This window comes from Mycobacterium sp., from assembly GCF_965229265.1.
In the GTDB taxonomy this organism is placed as follows: Bacteria; Actinomycetota; Actinomycetes; order Mycobacteriales; family Mycobacteriaceae; genus Mycobacterium.
Genome location: NZ_CBDDIY010000013.1, coordinates 709807 through 730022 on the forward strand (window position 1 = coordinate 709807; position 20216 = coordinate 730022).

Here is a 20216-nt window from a genome sequence, read left to right on the forward strand (position 1 = left end):
TGGAGAACGACCGTGAGCATGCTAGACGCCCACATTCCACAGATCGTGGCGGCGGAGGCCGCCTTCGGCGCCAAGACGGCATTGATGCGTAGCACCATCGCCCAGGCCGAACAGGCGGCAATGGCTGCCCAGGCATTCCATGTCGGTGAATCGTCGGCCGCCTTCCAGGCAGCACACGCTCGCTTCGTGGAGGTGTCGGCGAAGGTCAACGCGCTACTCGACATCGCGCAGATCAACCTCGGTGAAGCGGGCGCCACATATGTGGCCGAGGACGCGGCCGCGGCCACCACGTATGGAGGATTCTGATGTCCCAGATCATGTACAACTACCCGGCCATGCTGGCGCACGCGAGCGACATGGCGGGATATGCAGGCGCGCTGCAGACGGTCGGCGCCGACATCGCTGCCGAACAGTCCGCGTTGCAAGGCGCCTGGCAGGGCGACAGCGGCCTGACCTATCAGGCATGGCAGGCGCAGTGGAACCTGGCCATGGAGGAGCTCGTGCGCGCCTACCGTGCGATGGCCACCACGCACGAGACCAACACCCTCTCGATGCACGCGCGTGACCAAGCCGAAGGCGCCAAGTGGGGCTGAGGCGTGCCCGCTCCTGACGCCGTCGAGATGACGGTTGACGCAGCCTGGCTGGTCGCTGAAACCGTTGGGGCCGGGTCATTCCCGTGGGTTCTGGCCATCACGCCGCCACTGGGCCAACCGGGCGACGCCGCGCTCATCGGTGCCGGGCTGCGCGCGGAACTGATCGACTCTGGGGTCGTGACGGCCGACGATGTGGTCCATCCCGCGGTCATGCGGTGGATCCGCACGGTATGCAACGCCGAACACTGGCTCGAATTACGGTACGTCCGGGGCGCGGACACCGACCTGTTGCGCGGCATCGTCGCCCGCCGCGCCGGACGCACCGTCGTGGCCCTGCGCAGCGGTCAGTTGGTGACCTTCACCGAACTCGATATCACCGACCCCCACCTGTTGGCTGAGGTGATCACCGCCGGGCTCCCGGGCCGCATTCCCGCGCGGTTCACCGAGTTCATGCTGCCGACTCGGGTTGGAGCGCGGGCCGACGAACGGCTTCGCAACGGTGCCGGCCTGGACGGCGTGCTCGACCAGCTCGGCATTCCGGGGTCCGCTGCGGCGGTAGTGCGGTCGGCGATGAGCGGTTCACGCAGCTATGTGGAAGTGCGGGCCGGGGTGAACCGCAACGGCGCCCATGAATTCAGCGAGGTCGGCGTGGGCATCGTCGACACCGAAGCCGGCCGGGTGTTGGTCAGCCCACAGCGCGCTACCGACGGTGAGTGGCTGTCCTCCTTCACCTCCGGGACATCGTTTGCGATCGCCCTGGCCCTGACCAGACTCACCGAGACCCTCACCGACGGCGGCTGGTTTCCCGCGGCCGAACTGGTACGCGACTTCGCCACCAACAGAACCTGAAACAGGAGACGACAACGATGACCCAAACCCCCGTGCTGCCGATCGTGCGCGTCGCGGTGCTGGCGCACGGCCGGATCACCGATGTGGCGCTGCCCACCGAACTGCCGCTGCGCGAGATACTGCCGGCTGTGCAGCGGTTGGTGCCGCAACCCGACCCCGATGACGCAGACACCGACCACAGCCCGATCCCGATGACGCTGGCGCCGATCGCCGGGGCCCCGTTCAGTGTCGAGGCGAGCTTGGACACCGTCGGCGTGGTCGACGGTGACTTGCTCACCTTGCAGCCGATCCCGCTGGGGCCGGCATCACCGGGAGTGGTTGAGGACGTCGCCGACGCCGCCGTGATCTTCTCGGCCGCCCGGAAGCGACCGTGGGGACCGCAGCGCCTGCAGCTCGGGGCCCGACTCGCGGTAATCCTTTTCGTACTGGCTCTTTCGAGCGCCGCCGTCGTACACCGACTACTCACCGCGTCACCGGTGGGGCTGTACGCGGTGAGCGGCCTGGCTGTGGTCACCGTGCTCGCGGGCCTGCTGCTGCGCGCGCGCTCTGCCCGCATCGCCACCGAAATCTCAGCGGCGGCCCTGCTTCCGATTGCGTGCGCTTTCTGGCTGGCGGTTCCAGGGGCGATTGGTCCCGAGCATGTGATGCTCGCCGCCGCCGGGGTGGCCGCGTGGTCGGTTATCGTCCTCATCCAATCCGATGACGGTGTCGGATTGTTCACCGCTGCAACGGTTGTCGCTGTCACCGCGCTGGTGGTCGCGGCGGCCTCGACGTTGTGGCGGCTGCCGGCGCTCGCCGTGGGCTGTGTGGTGCTGATAGTGGGCCTGCTGGTCACCATATCGGCGCCGCAACTCGCCGCGGCGTGGGCACGTCTTCCGCTGCCTGTGATCCCCGCACCGGGAGATCCGGCTCCGACCGCTCCGTCGGCACAGGTGCTCGCCGACCTACCGCGTCGCGTCCGGCGCGGTGAGGGGCATCAGAACGGCGTGATCGCCGGCGCGGTGCTGCTCTCGGTGGCGGGTTCGCTGTTCGTGGCCGGGCGTCCGGAAGGCCCTGGCCCGTGGGGTTGGTATCTGGTCGCAGCGACGGCGGCCGCGGCGGTGCTGCGCGCCCGGGTGTGGGATACCGCAAACTGCAAGGCGTGGCTGCTGGCGCAGCCGTTCGGAGTCAGCACCGGTTTGCTCGTGCTCTATTCCGTCGATCAGCGGTTCGTCCCCGCGCTGTGGGCGCTGGTCGTTCTCGGTGGCCTGACGGCAGCCTGGCTTGTGGTCGCAGTGAACCCGGAAATGGCTGTTGCCGGACGCTATTCACTCCCGGTTCGACGCCTGGGGGGGTTCGTGGCCGCAGCGCTGGATGCCTCGTTGATCCCGGTGGCGGCCTATCTCGTCGGCTTGTTCACCTGGATCCTCGAGCGATGATCAGGGCTGCTGCGCTCATCGCGGTAGTGCTGTTGGTCAGCGCCGCACCGGCCGGCGCGGTGAGCCCACCGGCGGTCGACGCCGCGACACCGCCGCCCGGGACCGCCGGACCCACGACGGCGATGAGTCAGCGTGCCGATTGCGTGACCACCGGGGTCCGGCCCGGAACCGATCCGGCAGGGGTTTCCCCGAACCAGGTGATGCTGAATCTGGCTGGTGCGTTGTCTTATTCACGCGGTGACGGTCAGACCGTCGCGGTGATTGATACCGGGGTACGGCCCGGTCCGCGGCTGCCCAACGTGATCGGCGGCGGTGACTATCTGTCCGGTGGTGACGGGCTGACCGACTGCGATGGGCATGGCACGGCGGTGGCCGGCATTATCGGGGGCCAGCCTGGTGCCGACAGATTCGTCGGGGTCGCACCCGGAGTCCGGCTGCTCTCGATCCGGCAGGCATCGCCGAGGTTCGCGCCCAGCGCTGGAGGTAAGGACCCGGCGGCGGTGCAGGCCGCTGTCGATATCCAGACACTGGCCCGAGCCGTCGTGCGAGCCGCCGATGCGGGAGCGACCGTCATCAACATCTCGACTGTGTCCTGCCTGGCACCGGACGCACTCGGCGACCAGCAGGCTCTCGGTGCTGCCCTACGTTATGCCGCTGTCGACAAGGATGTGGTCATCGTGGCCGCGGCAGGCAATTCCGGGGCCACCACCGCCGGGGCGCCAGGAACCCGGTGCGCTGCCAATCCCCTCGGCGATCCGAGGACGGTGGGGGACCCCCGCAACTGGGCGGGCGTCACCTCGGTGTCAGTCCCGTCGTGGTGGCAGCCCTATGTGCTCTCGGTCGGGGCGCTGACCGCGGACGGACAGCCGGCCGGCTTCACCATGCCCGGCCCGTGGGTCGGGATCGCCGCCCCGGGACAAGACATCGTGTCGCTGAGCAACGACGCCAACGGTGGGCTCGCCGACGGTATGCCCGACGGCCGCGGCGCAATGATGCCCATGGACGGAACCAGCTATGCCGCAGCGTATGTCGCGGGAGTCGCGGCGCTGGTGCGCAGTCGCTATCCGGCGTTGCACGCCGACGAAGTGGTGCACCGGCTGATTGCGACGGCCCACAACGGTGTGCAGGCGCCGTCGAACGTCGTCGGTGCCGGCGCCCTCGATCCGGTCGGCGCTCTGACGTGGACCATCGACCCTGCCGGTGACGCCGCACCGCTCAAGCGTGTGGCGGCGCCAGCGCCGCCCCCGGCGACCGACCACACCACCCGCACCGCGGCGTTCGCCGTTACGGCGGCCTTGGCGGTCGTGGTGATCACCGCGGCTGTCATCACGCGCCGACGCAAGGAGGAACTGAAATGACCGGTGTCCCATCGCCTGGTACCGGCCGACTGGCCGTCGTGCTGTCGGCCGTCGTCGCGGCGGTGCTGGCCTACCCGTGGCGGGCCGAGACCGAACGCTGGGTACTGGGTGTTGTGGCCGCCGTGGCGGTGGTGTCATTGGTGTGGTGGCGTGGGCGCTACCTGACCACGATCCTGCGTCGGCGGGTCAGGATCGCCCTGGGTGGCACCTCGATCCGGCAGGGTGTAGCACGCAAGGACGCCACGACGACGGTGCTGCTGCGGATGGCGGCGGCCGACCGTCAGGTGCCGCTAGGGCTGCTGGTCGGGTATCTCGATCGCTATGGGCTGGTGTGTGATTCAGTCCGGCTCACCACTCGGACGACGGCGACCGGCACGACGAAGTGGATCGGACTGACCTTCGACGCCGCGCGCAACCTGGCGGCGCTGCAGGCGCGGTCCCCGGAGTTGCCGCTGCAGCAGACGGCCGCGGCCGCTGCTCGCCGGCTTGTCGGGCAGTTGGATGAAATAGGCTGCACGGCAACACTGGTCGACGACGCGCCGACCGTGGTCGCCGAAGGTGCGCAGGAAAGATGGCGCGCGGTCAGAGACTCGCAGGGATATGTGGCGGTCTACGGTGTCGGCGAGGCCACCGAGGAAGCCCTGGCAGCGGTCCGCGCGTCGGCGCCGGGCGAGTCCTGGACCGTGTTGGAGATCGCCGGAACGCCGGCGCTGCCACGAATCACCGCAGGAGCTGCGATCCGCACCGCGGAGTCGCCCTCCGGTGCGGTGCCGGTGCCGGGACTGGTGCCGGTCCCTGGTCGGCAGGCCGCTGCGCTCACCGCTCTGATTCCGCTGTCGGGGGCACGACTGATCGCCTAGACACAGGAGGATTCATGACCGAGAACACGCCCTCGCGAGGTTGGCAGGGCGCGGTGCTCAAGCTGTTGCGCGCGGATGACTACCAGTTGACCGTCACCGGGCGTGAACAGATCAGCGCGCACTATCTGCGATTGAGCTTCGATGCGGGCGGTCTGCTAGCCGGCCGCTCCGTCCATCCGACGATGTGGATCCGGATGTGGTTCCCCGACGGCGCGAAACTGCATCAGCGGGGCTACACGTTGGTCAACCCGGACGCCGTCGCCGATACCGTGGACATCGAGTTCGCATTGCACGACGGCACCGCCTCGCGGTGGGCCCGCAACGCCCGGCCGGGACACACCATCTCGGCGACGGTGCTCGGCAGCAGCTTCGCGCTGCCAAGTCCGGCGCCGGCTGGGTACGTCATCGTCGGCGACACCGCTTCGCTTCCGGCGATCAACTCGCTGCTGGACTCGATCGCCGACAGTCCCGCCACGGTGTTCCTGTCGGCTGCCCACGACGACGACCGAATCCTTCCGGTGGCACGCGACACCGGCGTGGTCTGGGTGGACCGCGGGCGCTCTGGGGAGGAGTTGGTCGAGGTGGTCCGCGCCGCAGCACGCGACGCCGAGGATCACTTCGGCTGGGTGGCCAGCGACAACCGCACCACCCGCGCAGTTGCCAGGGTGCTGCGCGAGAACTACCGCATCCCCCGCAGCGCGATCAAGGCGCAAGCGTACTGGGCTGCGAGCGCCTGATCGGGCGGCGACGGCTGCCGGCCCACATCGCCGCGGCGATCAGCGCGAGCAGCATCGCGCCGGTACCGAAGACGCTCAGATCGAACGGACCGGCGCTGGGCCACCCGGCCTGAGCGCGGGCTGAGCCGTCCAGGAACGGGACCACGATCAGGACACCGACTCCCAACACGGCCTCACCCGACACCACCAGCGGGAAGTGCTGTGCCGCCAGGCGCAGCACACCTCGGCTGTCGCCGGACCGCTGTCGCATGCGGATCTCGGGCAATACCACTCGGGTGTTGTAACCGCCGGCCGCCAGCAACGCCACCACCAGAACCAGTTTGATCGCGAGGTATCGCCCGTAGGGCGTGGTGAGTAGTTGCCCCGGTGTCCCCACGTGTAGCCAGGCCTGCCAGACCCCGGTGACGATCAGCGCGGCTACCGCGACCAGCGCCACCACGCTGAAGCGCTCCCAGATCCGTGCCCAGTCCGTCGCATCGGCATCGGCATCGGCATCGGCATCGGCATCGGCATCGGCATCGTGCCGGTCGTTGCCGCGATGTTGCCGCCACACCACCCCCACCGCGGCCAGACTCACCAAACCGCCCACCCAGGACAACGCGGCCAGGATGTGCACCGCGGTCAACACATCGCGGGCCATGCTGTCGGCGGTCGGCCAGCGCAGCGGAACCTCGGGAAGCACCGCGACGACCACGGCCACCGCCGCGATGCCGGCGGCCAACCGCCGCGACGCCGATCGTCGCATCAGGACGAGCCCGGCCACGATCAGCACCAGTCCGGCGAACTGGACACGCGCTGGGCCAATCGAACCTGAGGTGAACCACCGCAAGATCGCGGCGGCGGTGACGAAGGCCGCGGCGGGTAGTGCCAACCGGCGGGCCTCCCGCGACACCAGCCCGCCGCGACCCTCCGGCGTCGCGAGGTGACCGACGGTCATCGCGACGCCCAGCGGCAACGCCAGGCTCAGGTAGTAAGTCACCTCGGTCACGACTACGAGGACGGCCGGTGTAGGCGGTGCGGCTGCGGGCACGGCGAATTCCTTTGGTCGACAAATATCTTGGTGCTCAACACCACGCTGATGTCGGCGGATTGGTTCACCCTGTGATCAGGCTGGGTGTCTCGTTCGACGGTTACTGCCGCGCCTGGCGCCCCGAATACCCTTGCCACGGACTGTAATCGGCAAGCAGCTCTTCCTGCGGCGGGCGCTTGCCCTCGGCGATGTGCTCGAGGTTGATGCGGATCCGGTACCAGATGGAGCTCGGCCCCCGCATCCCGTCCACCAGGATGTCGGTCGGCTGCAGCGCCCGGGCCGCCTCGGGGTGTCGTGATCGCCAGGTGTCCAGGGCCGCCATCGCCTCCTCGCGGGTCTTGGTTCGGGCGATCTCGATCAGCGGCTTGGTGCCCTTCTGGGGCTTCTCGGCCGGGCCGAGTTCTTCGGCCAGGCGCAGCAGCGGGTCCAGCGAGCCGACCGCGTCGTCCATGCCCTCCCACAGGTCGCCGCGTTCGGCGAACCGGGCCGGCACGGTCGTGATGGTGAACGCCTGCGGCCGGCAGCCCGGCACCTCGTCCCACGTCAGCGGCGTGGAAACCCGGGCGTCGACGGTGGCGCGCACCGAATAGGCCGACGCCACCGTGCGGTCCTTGGCGTTCTGGTTGAAGTCGACGAACACGCCCTGGCGTTCCTCCTTCCACCATTGGCTGGTGGCCAGCTCCGGGGCCCGCCGCTCCACCTCCCGGGCCACCGTCTCGGCGGCCAGCCGCACCTGCGTGAACGGCCAGTGCGGCGCGATCCGCGCATAGATGTGGAAGCCTCGCGATCCGGACGTCTTCGGCCACGCCGTCAGGCCATGGTCCTCGAGCACCTCGCGGGCCACCTGCGCCACCTCCAGGATCTGGGGCCAGTCGACACCGGGCATCGGATCCAGGTCGATACGCAGTTCGTCGGGGTGGTCCAGGTCGCTCGAGCGCACCGGATGCGGATTGAGGTCGACGCAGCCGAGGTTGACCGCCCACACCAGGCCGGCGGCGTCGTGCAGCACGGCCTCCCGGGCCGAGGTCCCCCGCGCGTACCGCAGTTCGGCGACATCGACCCACTCCGGGCGCTTCTCCGGGGCACGCTTCTGGAAGACGGCCTCCTCGGTGATGCCCTTGACGAACCGCTTGAGGATCATCGGCCGGTCGGCGACGGCGCGCACCGCCCCGTCGGCGACGGCCAGGTAGTAGGTGACGAGGTCCATCTTGGTTACCGGCTCGCGCCCGTCGACCGCGGGGAAGACCACTTTGTCGGGATGGCTGACGGTGACGTGGCGGCCCCCGACCTCCAGCGCCGCTCCCTTCGCGGACGAGGCTGCGGCCATAGGGACCATGGTAATTAGCCCGCCCGTTCCCTCCTCGGTGCGACTCACGTCACATAGGGTGGGCGCCATGCCCAGTCTCATGGATATCCCTTCGCAGGCACTGGCCAAGGTGCAGAAGTTGGCCGAGCGCGGCTCCTCCGAGCTGCACTACCTGCACAAGATGATCGAGTCAGGCGCCCTGCGGCTCGAACCACCCCAGAACCTGGTCGGGCTGGTCACCGACATCCGCCGGTGGGGCGAGATCGGGATGGTTCCGGCGCTCAACGCCCGCCGCACCCCCAACAAGCTGGCGATCGTCGACGACGAGGGGTCGATGACGTTCAAGGAACTCGACGAAGCTGCCAACGCGGTGGCCAACGGCCTGGTGGCGATGGGCGTCAAGGGCGGCGACGGGGTCGCCATCCTGGCCCGCAACCATCGCTGGTTCGTGATTGCCAACTACGGCGCGGCGCGGGTCGGTGCCCGCACCATCATGCTCAACACCGAGTTCTCCGGGCCACAGATCAGGGACGTCTCCGAGCGCGAGGGCGCCAAGCTGATCATCTACGACGACGAGTACGCCGAGGCCGTCAAGCTGGCCGAGCCGGCGCTGGGCAGACTGCGCGCGCTGGGCACCAACCCGGACAAGAACGAAGCCTCCGGCAGCACGGACGAGACATTGGCCGAGCTGATCGCCCGCAGCAGCACGGCTCCGGCGCCCAAGGTCACCAAGCGGTCGTCGGTCATCATCCTCACCAGTGGGACGACCGGAACGCCCAAGGGTGCGACCCGGAATGCGCCGCCGAGCCTGGCGCCGATCGGCGGCGTGCTGTCCAGCGTGCCATTCCGCGCCGGCGAGGTGACCTCGCTGCCGTCGCCGATGTTTCACGCCCTGGGCTACCTGCACGCGACCATCGCGCTGACGCTGGGCTCGACGCTGGTGTTGCGCCGCAAGTTCAAGCCGGCGACCGTGCTCGAGGACATCGCCACGCACAAGGTGACCGCGATCGTGGTGGTGCCGGTGATGCTCTCGCGCATGCTGGATGCGCTGGAGAAGATGGACCCCAAGCCGGACTTGTCCTCGCTGCGGATCGTGTTCGTGTCGGGCTCCCAGCTAGGCGCCGAGCTGGCTACCCGGGCGCTCAAGGACCTTGGCCCGGTCATCTACAACCTGTACGGCTCAACCGAAGTCGCGCTGGCCACCATCGCCAAGCCGGAGGATCTGCTGAAGAATCCGGCGACGGTGGGCTCGGTCGTGCGGGGCACCAAGATCAAGATCCTCGACGACGACGGCAACGAGGTGCCCCAGGGCGACGTCGGTCGCATCTTCGTCGGCAACAGCTTCCCGTTCCAGGGGTACACCGGCGGGGGTAACAAGCAGATCATCGACGGCCTGCTGTCCTCGGGTGACGTCGGCTACTTCGATCACAACGGGCTGCTGTTCGTCAGCGGCCGCGACGACGAGATGATCGTCTCGGGCGGCGAGAACGTCTTTCCCGCCGAGGTCGAGGACCTCATCAGCGGGCACCCCGATGTGGTCGAGGCGACGGCGCTGGGCGTCGAGGACCCCGAATGGGGCGCGCGGCTGCGGGCCTTCGTCGTCCTCAAGGAGGAGGCCGAAGTCACCGAGGAAGCCATCAAGAACTATGTGCGCGAACACCTTGCGCGCTACAAGGTGCCGCGCGAGGTGGTGTTTCTCTCCGAGTTGCCGCGTAATCCCACCGGCAAGATCCTCAAGCGCGAGCTACGCCAGATCGAGATGCACTAACGGGTCACCTTCTCCGGCGAGCAGACGCAAACTCGCACTGCCGACGCCCGGTTCATGCGAGTCTGCGTCTGCTCGGCGACGGCATTACGGGTCGCGGGGCAGGCCGAGCAGCCGTTCGGCGATGATGTTCAGCTGCACCTCGGAGGTGCCGCCATAGATCGTGGTGGCACGGCTGGCCAGCAGATACTCGGCCCACTTGCCTTGCGGTGAGCCCGGATCGCCGACCGCGCCGTCGATCCCGAACGAGGACACCGCGAACTCGGCGTAGCCCTGCCCGGTGCGCATCGACAACAACTTCGAGATCGCCGCCGACGGCATCGCGTCACCGCCGGCCAGCGTCAGCAGGGTCGAACGCAGGTTCAGCAGCTTGGCCGCATGCCCCTCGGCGATCAACTCGCCGGCGCGATGGTGACCGGTCTGGTCGAAGTGGCCGCCACCGGCGAACTCGACGAAAACGTCGAGGTTGGGCAGGAATCCCGGCTCGCTACTTCCGATCGAAACCCGTTCGGCGGTAAGGGTGTTGCGGCTCACCTCCCAGCCGCGGTTCACCTCGCCGAGCACCAGGTCGTCGGGGACGAACACGTCGTCGATGAACACGGTGTTGAACATCGCGTTGCCGGTGAGCTCACGCAACGGCTTGACCTCGACGCCGTCGCTGTTCATATCCAGCAGGAAGTAGGTGATGCCATTGTGTTTCGGCGCCGAGGTATCCGTTCTGGCCAGCAGTGCACCCCATTGGGAGAACTGCGCGGCGGTGGTCCAGATCTTCTGGCCGGTGATCCGCCAGCCGCCCTCGACCTTGGTGGCCTTGGTGGTCAGGCTCGCCAGGTCGGATCCGGCGCCCGGCTCGGAGAACAACTGGCACCAGATCATTTCGCCGCGGAATGTCGGCGGCAGGAAACGCTGCTTCTGGTCCTCGGTGCCGAACGCCACGATCGACGGGATCAGCCAGGCAGCGATGCCCATCTGGGGGCGCTTGACCCGCCCGGCCGCGAACTCCTGGGCGATCAGGATCTGCTCCACCGGGGCCGCCGCCCGGCCCCACGGCTTGGGCAGGTGCGGCTGCACCCAGCCGCCCTCAGCGATCGCGATGGTGCGCTCGCCGCGCGGAATCGCTTTCAGCGCTTCGACTTCGGCGCGTATCTCGGCACGCAGCTTCTCGGTCTCGGGATCGAGGTCGATGTTCACCGGGCGCATCCCGGTGCTCGTCGCGGTGTCGAACACCCGCTGCGGGTACTCCGTGGACCGGCCGAACGCGGCGACCAGGCCCAGGGTGCGGCGGTAGTAGACGTTGGTGTCGTGCTCCCAGGTGAAGCCGATGCCGCCGTGCACCTGGATGCAGTCCTGGGCGCAGTGTTGGGCAGCGGCCGGCGCCAGGCTGGCGGCGACCGCGGCGGCGAACTCGTAGGCGGTTTCCTGGTTGTCCCAGTCCTTGTCGGCGGCTTCGTCCAGCGCGCGCGCAGCGTCCCAGACCGCTGCGGTGGCGCGCTCGGTGGTCGCGATCATCCCGGCGCACTTGTGCTTGATGGCCTGGAACTGGCCGATCGGGCGGCCGAACTGTTCGCGGATCTTCGCGTACGCGGCGGCGGTGTCGGTGGCCCAGCGGGCGATTCCGATGGCCTCGGCCGACAGCAGCGTGGTGACGATCGCGCGGCCAGCGGGCTGGGAGAGGGTGGACAGCAGCCGCTCGGCGCCGATCTCGACGGCGTTGGCCCGGACATGGGCGATCGGACGCAGCAGGTCCACCGACTTCACCGGTTCGATTTCGAGCGCGGCGGCGTCGAGGATCACCCATTCGATGCCGCTCTCGATGGCTACCGGCAGGACCAGCACTGAGGCCTGCGCGCCGGCGAGCACCGAGCGGGCTTCGCCGCGGATCACCAGCGTGTCGTCCTGCCGGGTGGCGGTCAGGCCGGATTCGAGTGCGCACGTCGCGATCAGCGCACCGGAGGCCAGCTGACGCAGCACCTCCGCGTCGGGGTCGTGGGCGGCGATCAGCGCACTGGCGATCGCCGATGGCACGAACGGCCCCGGCACCGCACCGTAGCCGAACTCGGCGATGACGATGGCCAGTTCCAGGAGTCCGAAGCCCTGGCCGTCCACCGACTCGGCGAGGTGCACGCCGTGCAGTCCTTGCTCGGCGGCGGCCTTCCAGTAGGGCGGTGGTGTGGGGACTGGGTTTTCGAGCGCATCGTGCAGAACTTCCGCCGGCGCGACCCGGGCTACCAGCGATTTCACCGACTCCGCGAGGTCGTGGTGCTCGGGCGTGATCGCGATGGGCATGGTGGATGCCTTCCCTGGAGTCGACTGACCAAACGTCGCCAATTAACCGGTCGGTTGGGGCCGACGTTACCCGACGCGCCGAGGCGATCGAGCCTGCGTCCAGATCGCGATTCGGCCCGAAATCTCGACGTGGACGCAGACTCGATGCCGTTAGCGCAGGCTCGTGCGATCCGGCGTGGCGCGCAGGGCCACCACCACGACCGCCGACACCATCATCATGATCCCGACCGCCCACATGCCGGCCTTGTCGTTGCCGGTGAGCTGGTTCAGCGCGCCGGTGGCGTACGGTGCGGCAAAACCGCCGAGGTTGCCCACCGAATTGATCAGGCCGATCCCGCCGGCGGCCGCCGCTCCGGTGAGGAACTGGGCGGGCAGAGCCCAGAAGCTGGGGATGGCGGCGAACACGCCCATCGCGGCGATGCTGACCGGGATCATCACCAGCAGCGGGCTGTCCAGGTACAGCGCGATCGGGATCGCCAAGCCGCCCAACCCCATTGGGATGGCGACGTGCCAGACGTGCTCGCGGTTGCGGTCGGCGTGGCGTGACCACACATACATCGCCACCGCCGCGCAGGTGTAGGGGATCGCGGTGATCAGCCCGACCTGCACGATGGACAGGTGCACGCCGAAGGTCTTCTTGAACCCGGAGATGATCGAGGGCAGGAAGAACGCCAGCGCGTATAGCCCGTAGGCGATCCCGAAGTACACCAGTGACAGTGCCCAGATCCGCGGGCTGGTCAGCACGCGACGCAGCGGGAAGTCGAAGGTGCCCGCGACGTGGCGCTCCTCTTCGGCGAGCACGTCGATCAACCAGAGCCGTTCGTCGGGTTGCAGCCAGTGCGCGTCGGCTGGGCGGTCGGTCAGATAGAACCAGCAGATGATGCCAAGGACGATCGCCGGCAGGCCGACCCCGATCATCATGAACTGCCAGCCCGCCAACCCGAAGGTGCCTTCCCCGACCTGAATCAGCCAGGCCGACACCGGTGTTCCGACCGCGGCCGCGATCGGGCTGGCCATCATGAACATCGCCACGATGCGCGCCCGGTAGGCGGCCGGGAACCAGCGGGTCAGGTAGAAGATCACCCCGGGGAACAGACCGGCCTCGGCGACGCCGAGCAGGAACCGCAGCACCAACAGGGTGGCGGCGTTCGGGGCGAATCCGATTGCCACCGCGACGATCCCCCACGACACCGCGATACGGGCCAGCCACCGCCGGGCACCGAATCGCTCCAGCGCGAGGTTGGAGGGAACCTCGACCAGCACGTAGCCGATGAAGAAGATGCCCGAGGCCAGCCCGAACATGCTCGCAGTGAGCTGCAGATGCTCGCTGATGTCGGCCTTGGCGATGCCGAGATTGGTGCGGTCGAGGTAGTTGACGAAGTAGAGCGCCATCAGGAACGGGACGACGCGGATGATGACCTTGCGCAGCGTGCGCGCTTCCAAGGCCTGCGCACCGGTGGATGTGATGGACATCCTCACCTTTCGTTGACCACATTGATCGGATCCCGGCCGTCATGCAGACGCCGGCAGTTGTCGACTGCCTCGACGAGGTACCGGCGCATGGTGTCGACGGTGATCCAGGTGACGTGCGGTGTGACGACGACGTTGTCGAGCCGCAGCAGCGCGTTGTCGGGTTCGACGGGTTCGGTGGCGAACACGTCGAGTCCGGCGGCCGCCAGCCGGCCGTCGCGCAGCGCGTCGACGAGGGCCGGCTCGTCGATGACGCCGCCGCGGGAGGTGTTGACCAGCACCGCGTGTGGCTTCATCGTGTCCAGTGCGGCGCGGTTGATGAGCTTGTCGGTGTCGGCGGTCAGCGGCAGGTGGAGGCTGACGATGTCGCTGTCGGCGAGCAGGTCGGCCAGCGTCCGCCAGGTGGCGGTGCCGTCGGGCTTGGTGTTGGTGTGCAGCACCTCGGCTCCCATGGCGCGCACGATCTGCTCGACCCGTTTGGCAATGTTCCCGTAGCCGACCAGACCGACGGTGCAGCTGCCGACGTCGCGGACGGTCTCACCCAGGCTCGGGTCCGTCGGCCAGCCGCGCCCGGCCCGGGTGGCTCGGTCCAACTCGGGCAGCCGGCGCAGCGCGGCGAGCATCAGCAGTACCGCACCCTCGGCCACCGACGGCGCGTTGGCGCCGGGCATGTTGGCCACCGCGATGCCCAGTTCGGTGGCGGTTGCGACGTCGATGGTGTTCACGCCGGCGCCGAGTTTGTGCACGAGGCGCAACCGCGGCGCCCGCCGAAGGTCGTCACCGGACAGCGGGCGCAGGACGTGCCAGATCACCTCAGCTTCGGGAAGCTCGCGATGCAGGGTGTCGTCGTCATCCTCGTGGCACCACCGGATGTCGAGCCAGTCAGATTCCGGTTCAACGAGTTTCAGCACATTGTCACCGGGCAGGAAGTGGGCGAGGACTCTTAGCGCCACCGTTTGGCGACCCACTTCGCGATGATGTCGGCCTGCTCACTGCGCGCACCGGGCGTGGTGAAGTAGTGGTCGGTGTCCACGGAATGCAGGGCCTTGTCGGTGCTGGCCAGCGCGTCGTGGATGCGCTGGGCGTCCGAGGGGAAGACCCCGGTGTCCTGCGCGGCGTTGATCACCAGAGCCGGAGCGCTGATGCGAGCCAGGTGCGGCTCGGCGCGGGTCTGGGCGGTCTTGAGGCTCCACATCCCCAGCCAGTTGCGCAGCGTACAGGCGGCGGCGATGCCGTGCGGGGAGCGGTTGGCCTTCACCGGCACCCCGGCGTAACAGAGGTTGGGCTGGCGTTTGGTCGGCTCGATGGACGGATCGACCATTCGGGGGTCGGCCCAGGTCCGCATCACGGTGAACGGCCGGTCGGAGAAGCCAGCGGCCTGCACCCGCTTGAGTTCGGCCTGCGCCCAGTCGGTGATCGCGTGGTTGCGAGCGACCTGCGCAGACCGATAGCGAGCGATGAAATTCGGCGTGAATGGCGGCCCGTTGTTCTCGTCGAACAGGTCGAGGTCGGGATCGGTGGCCACCGGGTCGCTCTCGTCGACGACGGCGGCGTCCATCCACGCGGTGAGCACGTCGGGGCGCCCCGGGTGTGCAGCACTGGCGATGTACCCGTCGGCCGGTGGCAGGTCGGCCAGCCCGGCCGCCGGCCGCATTCCGTCCAGCGGCGTGACATTGGGGTCGACGGCCTGGGACTGGTAGGCCGCCATCAGTGAGCCGCCACCGGAATTGCCCAGCAGAACAACGGTTTCCACGCCCTGGATTTCGCGTAGCCAGCGCACGCCGACACCGATGTCGACCAGGGCGTGGTCGAGCAGGAAGCTGCTCTCGAAGCCGCGGAATCGGGTGTTCCAGCCGAGGAAGCCGATGCCGCGGGTGGCCAGGTAGTCGGCGAGGTAATGCTCGGAGAAGTCGATCTGATAGTGCGTGGCGATGACGGCGACCTTGGGTTTTCGGCCCACCCCGCGGTAGTAGAGGCCCTGGCAGGGGTGCCCGCCGGCACCGGCCCGGCGAGCGGAGGGCGAGGTCACGCCGATGAACTCACGAACGACTCCGGGGGTTGCCATGCTCAGTCGGCATCCTTTCCGTAGATCGTCCGATAGACGATATTCGTCAGCGTCAATATGCACGCCTTATCGTCGACATCTGTTCTGCCCCGGCCGAGTTGGACGTAACAGAACTGGTTGAACATGGAAACAACCGCCTCGGCGAGCAGGTGGGGATCGTCGCCGCGACAGTAGCCCTGCGCCTGGGCTCGGTGGACCATTTCGGTGAGGAATGCGATCGGCACGGCGCACAACTCGGACCAGTACTGGGCAAAATCGTCGTTGACCATGGCCAGCTGCGACACGCTGATCATCTCGGCCAGCCGGTGTCGGTAGGTGTTCCAATGCGCGGCGGCGGCTTCGCGCACGCGTTCCCGATCGGTGAGTCCGGGCCGGGTGATCGTTCGGGCCCGCTCGGTGGCTTCGTCCTGGAAGCGCATGGCCCACTCCCGGACCATCGCTTCCTTGGAGTCGTAATAGTTGTAGAACGACGCCGTCGACCGGCCGGCCTCGGCGGCGATATCGGCGACGGTGGTGGCCAGGATGCCCTTGCGGGCGACCACCGCCCGCGCCGCGGCGTCGATGGCCGCCTGGGTCTTGCGCCCGCGGGCGGTCGGCAGGACCGGGCGCGCGCGCCGCGGATGCTCGGACAGTGTCGACACGCTCAACCCTTCTCCAAAACTGAATCTGATGTTAGGTTCAGTTACGAGCGTTGGCCAGCACCTCCGGGAGCACGTCGTGATCAAGCCGCACAACACCAACACCGAGTTCCAACTCGGTGGAATCAACCACGTCGCGTTGGTGTGTTCGGACATGGAACGCACCGTCGACTTCTACTCGAACGTGCTGGGAATGCCGCTGATCAAGTCACTCGACCTTCCCAACGGCATGGGCCAGCACTTCTTCTTCGATGCCGGCAACGGCGACTGTGTGGCGTTCTTCTGGTTCGCTGACGCCCCCGACGGCGAGCCGGGTAGCACCCAGCCTGCGGCCCTGCCCGGCCTCGGCTCGATCGTGAGCGCGGTGGGGTCGATGAACCACCTGGCTTTCCATGTGCCCGCCGAGAAGTTCGACGAATACCGGCGCCGGCTCAAGGAAAAAGGAGTAGGCATCGGGCCGGTGCTCAACCACGACGAGAGCCCCTCGCAGGTCGCGGCCGAACTCCACCCCGGGGTCTACGTGCGGTCCTTCTACTTCACCGATCCGGACGGAATTGTCCTCGAATTCGCCTGCTGGACAAAAGAATTCACCGACGGTGATGCGGTGACACAACCGAGGACCGCGGCGGATCGCCGCTTCTCGCCGAGCGTCACGGCCGGCACTGTGTCGCGGTGAGCCGCGTGGCCGCAAACTCCTGACGGCACGCCCATCGCCTCCGGTCGGACCGGCCCAGGCCGTCGAATATGCCGGTGACGACGGCCTTATTGGCTTCCTTCTGGTACCTTCCGTCTCAGCAAAATTGACGAGGGCGGGGGCGTATGGCTAATTATCTCCTGGGTGGACTGAAGCTTGGCGCGGCGTCAGCTGTAGCCGTGGCGGGCGTGGGCCTCGGGTCGTCGCATCTGCACACCCCGGCGCCGGAGCCGATGACGGTCTCGACCGCCATCATCCTGACAACGGTGGAGAAGCAGCTGGTGGATTCGTCGCCGGCACGTCCGGCCTCGGGGCGAAATTGCGCACCGCTGTCGTGCAACGACCTGTTCGGCAAGAGTTTCGCCGTCGTCGTCCCGGCTCAAGTAGCCGTGCCCGCGCTCGCCGCTGCCAGCGTGCAGAGTGGGTTGACCCCGCAGCAGGCCCAGGAGCTGCTCAACAGCCCGGACGTGGTGGCGGCCATCACCGCCCGCACCGGTCTGACGCCCGAGCAGGTCGCTCAGGCCTCGCAGAACCCGGCAGTCATCCAGGCCGTCGTCCAGGCCAGCCAGACCGGGCCGTCACGCGGGCTGCCGATGATCGGGGACGGCGTCGATGGCAACAATTCCCGCCTGGACGGGAGCTCGGGCGGTTGGCTCGTCGGCAACGGCGGCAACGGCTACAACACCTCGACCTCCGGTGTCAGGGGCGGTAACGGCGGCGCGGCCGGCATTTTCGGTAACGGCGGTAACGGTGGTAGTGGCGGGGCGGGCAGCATCGGCGGCAGCGGCGGCAGCGCGGTGCTGTACGGCAACGGCGGCAACGGCGGTAACGGCGGCAACGGATGGCGTGGCGCCAACGGTGTCACCGGTCGGTCCGGCGTCAATGGCAGAAACGGGAATGGCTGGCGCGGCGGTACCGCGGCGCGCGGTGGCTCGGGCAGCTACGGCACCAACGGCGCCAACGGAGGCCTCGCCGGCCGCGGTGGTAACGGTGGTCGTGGTGGCGCCGGCGGTGACGGCGGCACCATCATCGGCGACGGCGGTAACGGCGGCAATGGCGGTATCGGCGGCAACGGCGGTACCGGGGGCTACGGCGGAAATGCCGGCCGTGGCGGGAACGGTGGCAATGCCGTCGGGTCCGTCAGGCGGGGAGTGCGGACCTATGCGACCGGCGGTGCTGGCGGTAACGGCGGCTACGGCGGCAATGGCGGCAATGGCGGCAATGGCGGCAACGGGGGCAGCGGCGGTAACGGCGGCAATTCCGGAGCAACCGGGACTCCCGGTGCGGGCGGCAGCGCGGGTTCGGGCGGTTACGGCGGTAATGGCGGCAACTACGGCTACGGCGGTAGGGGCGGCGCCGGCGGATCCGCGTCGGGCGCCTCGGTGAACCGGGGTGGCGCCGCCGGGCGTACCGGCGGCAACGGCGTTCCCGGCCGCTCGGGCAATGGTGGCATCAACGGCCAGAAGGGCGTGCCGGGCCGCCACGGGTGATTTGTCGGCGTCGGTTGCGGCTGGCCGGTCAGTCCTGAAACAGTCGCGGCTCGGCGAGGTCGCCGAGGATCGCGGTCAGCTGATCGACGAGCGCGTCTGGAGTCAGTCGGATCTCGCCGACCAGCCAGGCGCTGATGGTCTGGACGACCCCGCCGACGACGAAGTGGGCTACCGCGGTGATCCGGTCATTGGCCGGCCGGCGCAACATGGTCTCGACATGCTGGCCCGAGAGCATGGCGAAGAGCGCGCCGGACTCCTGGCGTTTGCGCACCACGGTCGTGTTGGACAACTGCGAACTGAACATCAGCCGGCCGACCCGCGGATCCTGTTCGATGGTCCGCACGATGTTGGCCATGCCCGCCCGGATCTTCTCCTCCGGGCGAGCCGCGTCGACGGCAGCCTGTGTGGAGGTGGCCAGTCCGGTGACCACCCAGTCGAAGACCGCCGCTACCAACTCGCCCTTGTCGGTGAAGCCCTCGTAGAAGTAGCGGGTGGCCACCCCGGCCTGGCGGCAGATTCCCCGGACGGTCAACTCGGCCGGGTCGAGATCGCTGCCGAGCAGCTCCAACCCCGCTTCCAGCAGACGGGCGCGACGCCGGGCCAGCCGGTCTGCGGCATCCACACCGCCGTACGGCCGCGCCTGCGTCATCTGCCCATCTTGACATTGCGGCGGGGTAGCGACAATATTCGGAAACGCACGTTTTCAGATTGCGACGTCGACAGGTAGCACCATGACGGTCACCGGACCCATCAGCCACGTCGAACGTGCCGTCAGCGAGCCTCCCGCACCGCCGGACCGAGACGGTCGCCGCCGCCGGCGCGGCGCCGGAATCGACGACGGCCTGATGGGAGTGGCGTTGCTGGCCGGCCCGGCGAACGTGATCATGCAGCTGGCGCGCCCGGGCGTCGGCTACGGCGTCATGGAGAGCCGGGTCGAGAGCGGACGGGTGGACCGTCACCCGATCAAGCGGGCGCGCACGACCTTCACCTATCTGGCTGTGGCCACCGGGGGCAGCGATGCACAGAAAGCGGCATACCGCCGCGCGGTGAATAAGGCGCACGCGCAGGTGTACTCAACGCCGGAAAGCCCGGTCGAGTACAACGCCTTCGACAAAAACCTCCAGCTATGGGTCGCGGCCTGCCTCTACAAGGGGGCGGTCGATATCTATCGGATCTTCGTCGGTGAGATGGATGAGGCGACCGCCGACCGGCACTACCGCGACGGGATGGCGCTGGGCACCACGCTGCAGGTGCCGGCGAAGATGTGGCCGGCCGACCGGGCCGCCTTCGACCGGTACTGGCAGGAATCGCTGGATCAGGTCACCATCGATGACGCCGTGCGGGAGTACCTGTACCCGATCGCGGTGTCCCGGCTGCGTGGTGTGCGGTTGCCTGGGCCGCTGCAACGCGCCAACGAACGGCTCGCGCTGCTGATCACCACCGGATTCCTGCCGCAGCGGTTCCGCGACGAGATGCGCCTGGAGTGGAACGCCGACAAGCAGCGTCGGTTCGATCGGCTGATGGCTGTCATCCGGTTTGCGAACAACCTCGCGCCACGATTCGTCCGGACGTTTCCGTTCAATGTGCTCCTGCACGACCTTGATTGGCGTATTCGTACCGGTCGCCCGCTGGTGTGAGCGCTGTCAGAATCCGCGCG

The 20216-nt window shown here is 68.3% G+C and carries 19 protein-coding genes; 11 read left to right on the forward strand and 8 right to left on the reverse strand.

The window, feature by feature from the left end; all coding sequences use genetic code 11:
* The first annotated feature begins 12 nt into the window (after positions 1-12).
* The 7 genes from ADBZ9K_RS25335 to ADBZ9K_RS25365 are packed head-to-tail and all read left to right on the forward strand — an operon-like array spanning position 13 to position 5815.
* The gene (locus ADBZ9K_RS25335) at positions 13-306 is read left to right on the forward strand and encodes a type VII secretion protein EsxS (protein ID WP_526624993.1); all 294 of its coding nucleotides are present in this window, start codon (positions 13-15) and stop codon (positions 304-306) included.
* A complete protein-coding gene (locus ADBZ9K_RS25340) occupies positions 306-593 on the forward strand; it encodes a WXG100 family type VII secretion target (protein ID WP_526624994.1) in 288 nt (95 codons plus the stop codon). The genes ADBZ9K_RS25335 and ADBZ9K_RS25340 overlap by 1 nt, the downstream gene beginning before the upstream one ends.
* A gap of 27 nt (positions 594-620) precedes the next feature.
* Complete coding sequence (locus ADBZ9K_RS25345) at positions 621-1442, forward strand: ESX secretion-associated protein EspG (protein ID WP_526624995.1); 822 nt, start codon at positions 621-623, stop codon at positions 1440-1442.
* 17 nt (positions 1443-1459) lie between these two features.
* Positions 1460-2860 carry a type VII secretion integral membrane protein EccD gene (eccD, locus tag ADBZ9K_RS25350; protein ID WP_526624996.1) on the forward strand — a complete coding sequence of 467 codons (1401 nt, stop codon included), beginning with the start codon at positions 1460-1462 and terminating at the stop codon, positions 2858-2860.
* Entirely contained in the window at positions 2857-4218 is a 1362-nt protein-coding gene (mycP, locus tag ADBZ9K_RS25355) for a type VII secretion-associated serine protease mycosin (protein WP_526624997.1), read from the forward strand. Before eccD ends, mycP begins: the two co-directional genes overlap by 4 nt.
* A complete protein-coding gene (gene eccE / locus ADBZ9K_RS25360; RefSeq protein WP_526624998.1) occupies positions 4215-5078 on the forward strand; it encodes a type VII secretion protein EccE in 864 nt (287 codons plus the stop codon). The genes mycP and eccE overlap by 4 nt, the downstream gene beginning before the upstream one ends.
* Before the next feature lie 14 nt (positions 5079-5092).
* Complete coding sequence (locus ADBZ9K_RS25365) at positions 5093-5815, forward strand: siderophore-interacting protein (RefSeq protein WP_526624999.1); 723 nt, start codon at positions 5093-5095, stop codon at positions 5813-5815.
* Here ADBZ9K_RS25365 and ADBZ9K_RS25370 read toward each other — a convergent pair.
* Complete coding sequence (locus ADBZ9K_RS25370; RefSeq protein WP_526625000.1) at positions 5781-6803, reverse strand: CopD family protein; 1023 nt, start codon at positions 6801-6803, stop codon at positions 5781-5783. The two genes, ADBZ9K_RS25365 and ADBZ9K_RS25370, sit on opposite strands and share 35 nt — an antisense overlap.
* Positions 6804-6945: 142 nt before the next feature.
* Entirely contained in the window at positions 6946-8172 is a 1227-nt protein-coding gene (locus ADBZ9K_RS25375; protein ID WP_526625001.1) for a DNA polymerase domain-containing protein, read from the reverse strand.
* Positions 8173-8239: 67 nt separating this feature from the next.
* Between ADBZ9K_RS25375 and fadD2 the strand changes: the two genes are divergently transcribed.
* On the forward strand, positions 8240-9919 hold the full coding sequence (fadD2, locus tag ADBZ9K_RS25380) for a long-chain-fatty-acid--CoA ligase FadD2 (protein ID WP_526625002.1): 1680 nt from the start codon (positions 8240-8242) through the stop codon (positions 9917-9919).
* A gap of 84 nt (positions 9920-10003) precedes the next feature.
* Here the strand turns inward: fadD2 and ADBZ9K_RS25385 are convergent, their stop codons facing one another.
* The 5 genes from ADBZ9K_RS25385 to ADBZ9K_RS25405 form a co-directional block, all read right to left on the reverse strand.
* Entirely contained in the window at positions 10004-12202 is a 2199-nt protein-coding gene (locus ADBZ9K_RS25385; RefSeq protein ID WP_526625003.1) for an acyl-CoA dehydrogenase family protein, read from the reverse strand.
* Between the two features lie 150 nt (positions 12203-12352).
* Entirely contained in the window at positions 12353-13675 is a 1323-nt protein-coding gene (locus ADBZ9K_RS25390; RefSeq protein ID WP_526625004.1) for an MFS transporter, read from the reverse strand.
* Positions 13676-13677: 2 nt separating this feature from the next.
* A complete protein-coding gene (locus tag ADBZ9K_RS25395) occupies positions 13678-14640 on the reverse strand; it encodes a 2-hydroxyacid dehydrogenase (protein ID WP_526625005.1) in 963 nt (320 codons plus the stop codon).
* Positions 14616-15737 (reverse strand): alpha/beta hydrolase family protein, encoded by a 1122-nt coding sequence (locus ADBZ9K_RS25400; RefSeq protein ID WP_526625006.1) that lies wholly within the window; start codon positions 15735-15737, stop codon positions 14616-14618. Before ADBZ9K_RS25400 ends, ADBZ9K_RS25395 begins: the two co-directional genes overlap by 25 nt.
* A gap of 2 nt (positions 15738-15739) precedes the next feature.
* Complete coding sequence (locus ADBZ9K_RS25405; protein WP_526625007.1) at positions 15740-16378, reverse strand: TetR/AcrR family transcriptional regulator; 639 nt, start codon at positions 16376-16378, stop codon at positions 15740-15742.
* Positions 16379-16454: 76 nt separating this feature from the next.
* Between ADBZ9K_RS25405 and ADBZ9K_RS25410 the strand changes: the two genes are divergently transcribed.
* Positions 16455-17051, forward strand: a complete 597-nt coding sequence (locus tag ADBZ9K_RS25410; protein WP_526625008.1) for a VOC family protein — start codon at positions 16455-16457, stop codon at positions 17049-17051.
* A gap of 143 nt (positions 17052-17194) precedes the next feature.
* Entirely contained in the window at positions 17195-18559 is a 1365-nt protein-coding gene (locus ADBZ9K_RS25415) for a PGRS repeat-containing protein (protein ID WP_526625009.1), read from the forward strand.
* 28 nt (positions 18560-18587) lie between these two features.
* Here the strand turns inward: ADBZ9K_RS25415 and ADBZ9K_RS25420 are convergent, their stop codons facing one another.
* Positions 18588-19208 carry a TetR/AcrR family transcriptional regulator gene (locus ADBZ9K_RS25420; protein WP_526625010.1) on the reverse strand — a complete coding sequence of 207 codons (621 nt, stop codon included), beginning with the start codon at positions 19206-19208 and terminating at the stop codon, positions 18588-18590.
* 82 nt (positions 19209-19290) lie between these two features.
* On the opposite strand from ADBZ9K_RS25420, the gene ADBZ9K_RS25425 reads away from it, so the two are divergent.
* Complete coding sequence (locus tag ADBZ9K_RS25425) at positions 19291-20196, forward strand: oxygenase MpaB family protein (RefSeq protein WP_526625011.1); 906 nt, start codon at positions 19291-19293, stop codon at positions 20194-20196.
* The last annotated feature ends 20 nt before the right edge of the window (positions 20197-20216 follow it).

What these genes read in the sequence shown, in the direction of transcription:
- ADBZ9K_RS25340 (WP_526624994.1), top strand. Translation starts at nt 306, where the DNA reads ATGTCCCAGATCATGTACAACTACCCGGCCATGCTGGCGCACGCGAGC.
- ADBZ9K_RS25400 (WP_526625006.1), bottom strand. Translation starts at nt 15,737, where the DNA reads ATGGCAACCCCCGGAGTCGTTCGTGAGTTCATCGGCGTGACCTCGCCC.
- mycP (WP_526624997.1), top strand. Translation starts at nt 2,857, where the DNA reads ATGATCAGGGCTGCTGCGCTCATCGCGGTAGTGCTGTTGGTCAGCGCC.
- ADBZ9K_RS25415 (WP_526625009.1), top strand. Translation starts at nt 17,195, where the DNA reads ATGGCTAATTATCTCCTGGGTGGACTGAAGCTTGGCGCGGCGTCAGCT.
- ADBZ9K_RS25425 (WP_526625011.1), top strand. Translation starts at nt 19,291, where the DNA reads ATGACGGTCACCGGACCCATCAGCCACGTCGAACGTGCCGTCAGCGAG.
- ADBZ9K_RS25385 (WP_526625003.1), bottom strand. Translation starts at nt 12,202, where the DNA reads ATGCCCATCGCGATCACGCCCGAGCACCACGACCTCGCGGAGTCGGTG.
- ADBZ9K_RS25345 (WP_526624995.1), top strand. Translation starts at nt 621, where the DNA reads ATGACGGTTGACGCAGCCTGGCTGGTCGCTGAAACCGTTGGGGCCGGG.
- fadD2 (WP_526625002.1), top strand. Translation starts at nt 8,240, where the DNA reads ATGCCCAGTCTCATGGATATCCCTTCGCAGGCACTGGCCAAGGTGCAG.
- ADBZ9K_RS25365 (WP_526624999.1), top strand. Translation starts at nt 5,093, where the DNA reads ATGACCGAGAACACGCCCTCGCGAGGTTGGCAGGGCGCGGTGCTCAAG.
- ADBZ9K_RS25375 (WP_526625001.1), bottom strand. Translation starts at nt 8,172, where the DNA reads ATGGCCGCAGCCTCGTCCGCGAAGGGAGCGGCGCTGGAGGTCGGGGGC.
- eccE (WP_526624998.1), top strand. Translation starts at nt 4,215, where the DNA reads ATGACCGGTGTCCCATCGCCTGGTACCGGCCGACTGGCCGTCGTGCTG.
- eccD (WP_526624996.1), top strand. Translation starts at nt 1,460, where the DNA reads ATGACCCAAACCCCCGTGCTGCCGATCGTGCGCGTCGCGGTGCTGGCG.
- ADBZ9K_RS25390 (WP_526625004.1), bottom strand. Translation starts at nt 13,675, where the DNA reads ATGTCCATCACATCCACCGGTGCGCAGGCCTTGGAAGCGCGCACGCTG.
- ADBZ9K_RS25420 (WP_526625010.1), bottom strand. Translation starts at nt 19,208, where the DNA reads ATGACGCAGGCGCGGCCGTACGGCGGTGTGGATGCCGCAGACCGGCTG.